The sequence below is a fragment of the Mycoplasma zalophidermidis genome (genome assembly GCF_018913985.1).
Lineage (GTDB): Bacteria > Bacillota_I > Bacilli_A > Mycoplasmatales > Metamycoplasmataceae > Mycoplasmopsis > Mycoplasmopsis zalophidermidis.
In genome coordinates this window covers 1-3144 of the sequence record NZ_JAHMHK010000011.1, presented here as the reverse complement: position 1 = coordinate 3144, position 3144 = coordinate 1, and the positions used below count along the sequence as shown (strand labels likewise).

Sequence of the window (3144 nt, the reverse complement as noted above, 5' to 3'; positions counted from 1 at the left end):
GAAAAATGGAAATAACTTTTGAAGGTGCAAGCACAAATGAGTTATTCAATGACAAAATTAATGATGGCACATTTGACAAAAAAGGACATGCTATAGAAAATCTTTTTAAGGATATGTTTGATGTCATCGACAAATTAGATAATAATTAGTTTTTAAGAATTAACTAAAATAGCAAAAATTAACATTAACTATAAAGGTGGACAACAAAAATTAACATTGCAAAGTGTTAATTTTTCGTACACAACCATTAGTGGTGGGATACCCCACCAAAAATTAAAAAATAAAAACTGAAAAGGATTATTGAATATGTCAAGACATTTAAAAATGGAAGAGTTTGATTTCATATTTGAGGTTTACCCAAAATATGGAAAGTCAGAAGCTATAAAAGCATTTTGAAATATTTCTCCAAAAACAAAGTTTGTTAAGAGAAAACATCTCGCAAGGAGAATTGCAAAAATAATTAAATATTATAATTTAGGAATGAAATAAAAATTATTAACCAAAAAAAGGCAAAGATAGAAAAACGGGCTCAGAAATACCTAGAAAAGAACCAAATTTTGATTGAGATATTTTTGATAGAAATGATCTAATTGAGATAGCAAAAAGATATTATGAAATAACTAATGAAAAACCTAAGAAAGATAAGAAAGAAGAAGGTAAAAATTTTTGACAAGTTCTAATAAGTTGTTCCTGCAAAAAAGTTTCATACTAAAACTTTTATTTCACGCTCCTTTATGTTAGAATATAGAGCGTGAAAGGAAAGTGAATACTGTGAGTTATCAAGATTTATTAATGAAAATAGTTGATGAGAATAATGGTTATTTAGATACTTCACTAGCTCTTAGTAAGGGTGTGTCTTCTACTATTTTAACAACTTTCAAAAGGAAAAATAACCTTGTTCGCATAACGCAGGGTTTATATAAGTTACCAGATGCTTGGGATGACGAGTTATATGTTATTTCTAATTCTAATCCTCGAGCGGTTTTTTCGCATGAAACAGCTCTGTACTTGCATAGTCTGATGGATAGAGAACCTTTGGATATTAGCGTGACAGTAAAAGCAGGATATAATGCTACGCATCTTAGAAAAAAGAATATTCGTGTATATCAGTTAGATGAAGAAAAATATGAACTGGGGCAAAGTGTTATTCAGACAGCTTTTGGCCATGATGTAAAAGTTTATGATTTAGAGCGAAGCGTGTGTGATTTAGTAAGGAATAAGGATAAGACTGATGTTCAGATTTATTCTACTGCATGAAAGAATTATTTATCTAGAGCAGATAAAAATATTTCCAAACTTATGAGGTATGCTAAAGAGTTTAATATTCAAGATATTGTTAGGGGATATTTGGAGGTGGTTTTGTGATAACGAGTTCAAGACAGTTAAAAGATAAAATAAATAATCTAACTGGTGGGGATAGCAAGAAATCGCAGGTTTATCTTCGGAATTTGTTTATGGAGCGTTTCTTGGAAAGGGTTTCTAGGTCTGATTATAAAAACAATTTAATTGTTAAAGGTGGAATCCTTGTGGCATCACTTGTTGGTCTTGATACGAGGGCAACAATGGATATTGACACCACAGTTAAAAGTCTAACTCTAAGCGAGACGGAAGCTAGAAACATAGTAGAAAATATTATGAGTGTCGATCTTGCTGATGGCGTTACTTTTAAGATGGTTAATAGTGCATTAATTATGGAAGAACATGACTATCCAGGTATTAGATTTAGCATTGATGGGTATTTTGAGAAAATTAGACAAGCAATAAAAATAGATTTATCAACGGGAGACGCTATTACACCAAGAGCAATAGAATACAAATATTTCCTAATGTTTGAAGATAGATATATCTCATTACTCACATATAACATAGAGACCTTGTTAGCAGAAAAATTAGAAACCATGATAGCGAGATCAACAGCTAATACTAGAATGAGAGATTTCTACGATATTTTTCTAATAACAGGGGGAAACGACTATTCAATTGAGGTATTGCATGAAGCAGTTATAAAAACAGCAACTAAAAGAGGAACGCTAGATGTGTTGAAGGATTATAAACAGATTTTAGTGGATGTTAAAGAAAGTGAAATCATGCGAAAAGCATGGACTAACTTCGAAAAACAATCTTTTTTTGTTAAGGATACAAATTGGGATAAAGTGATTGATTCTTGTATTAATCTTGCTGATGAAGTTTTTAATAATTAGATAAGTCGTTCATAGTTTTAATATTAATAAATGCAAATTAAGAAGAAGGTATTCGAAAATCAGGAATGTCAAATAAGAAAGAATTATCAACAACAAAGTTGTATTATGCATTTCCGATTATAATCATAGGATGTAAAGATGCAAATTTAGATATAATATCACTAAATTATCTTCATCATATAGTTTAGGAGTATGTTAGTAATAGCAACTGTCGATGTAAGCAATTTAGCTAATAATATAAAAAAGAAATGGAATTTAGCGTAAATATTTCAAGCAAATACACGATGAAAGAAATAGAAGGTACAGGATTTTTTAGTGGTATAGATAAACTTTGAAAGTTAAATCTCGAATATATGATTGCTAAAACTATAGATGCATCGCTTATAGATAAGTGTGCTATAAATATAGAGTATAAAGTGTAAAAAATAGTGGAAATTTATGGATATTTAACCATAATTTTTAAAATACAAGAAGATTAGTGAGTGATAGCATGCTTAACGATGATTTTAGCTTTAGTAATCAAAAGTTTAATCCTGTGTTTTTTGTCGGAGATAAACAAAAAAAGAGTTTACCGTTATTTAGATGAAAATATTAATGAATTTGGCGAATTTTAAGAATAATAAGAAATTTAACTAAAACAAACTTAAGACATTTACATTTTGTAGGTGTTTTTTTATGCCTAGCCAAATTATGACTGGACATTTTTTTTATACCCATTTTTTTAGGAAAGTTGGAAGTTTATGGCAAGTAGAATTAAAGGTATTACGGTTGAAATTAGTTGACATACTGCCGGTCTTGATAAGGCACTTAGAAGTCTTAATTCAAAATTAAACATATACAAAATTTTAAAATTCTTTTAACTCACATTTTTTTATATCTAATGCTACTAAAATGGTTTGTAAATAAATATTTAGCATTTTGTATCTTTAAATTATTTTATATA

General features: G+C 29.0%; 4 protein-coding genes. All 4 read left to right on the top strand.

Going from position 1 to position 3144, the window contains the following annotated elements; genetic code table 4:
* Nucleotides 1–306 precede the first annotated feature (306 nt).
* The 4 genes from KQ878_RS03630 to KQ878_RS03615 all read left to right on the top strand — a co-directional run bounded on the left by KQ878_RS03630 (nt 307) and on the right by KQ878_RS03615 (nt 2623).
* On the top strand, nt 307–489 hold the full coding sequence (locus KQ878_RS03630; RefSeq protein ID WP_216567963.1) for a hypothetical protein: 183 nt from the start codon (nt 307–309) through the stop codon (nt 487–489).
* A 282-nt stretch (nt 490–771) separates the two neighbouring features.
* Nucleotides 772–1368: a type IV toxin-antitoxin system AbiEi family antitoxin domain-containing protein gene (locus tag KQ878_RS03625; RefSeq protein WP_171111923.1), complete on the top strand. Its 597-nt coding sequence runs from the start codon at nt 772–774 to the stop codon at nt 1366–1368.
* Nucleotides 1362–2201 (top strand): nucleotidyl transferase AbiEii/AbiGii toxin family protein, encoded by an 840-nt coding sequence (locus KQ878_RS03620; protein ID WP_216567962.1) that lies wholly within the window; start codon nt 1362–1364, stop codon nt 2199–2201. The genes KQ878_RS03625 and KQ878_RS03620 overlap by 7 nt, the downstream gene beginning before the upstream one ends.
* Nucleotides 2202–2449: 248 nt before the next feature.
* Nucleotides 2450–2623 carry a hypothetical protein gene (locus tag KQ878_RS03615; RefSeq protein ID WP_216567961.1) on the top strand — a complete coding sequence of 58 codons (174 nt, stop codon included), beginning with the start codon at nt 2450–2452 and terminating at the stop codon, nt 2621–2623.
* Nucleotides 2624–3144: the final 521 nt, after the last annotated feature.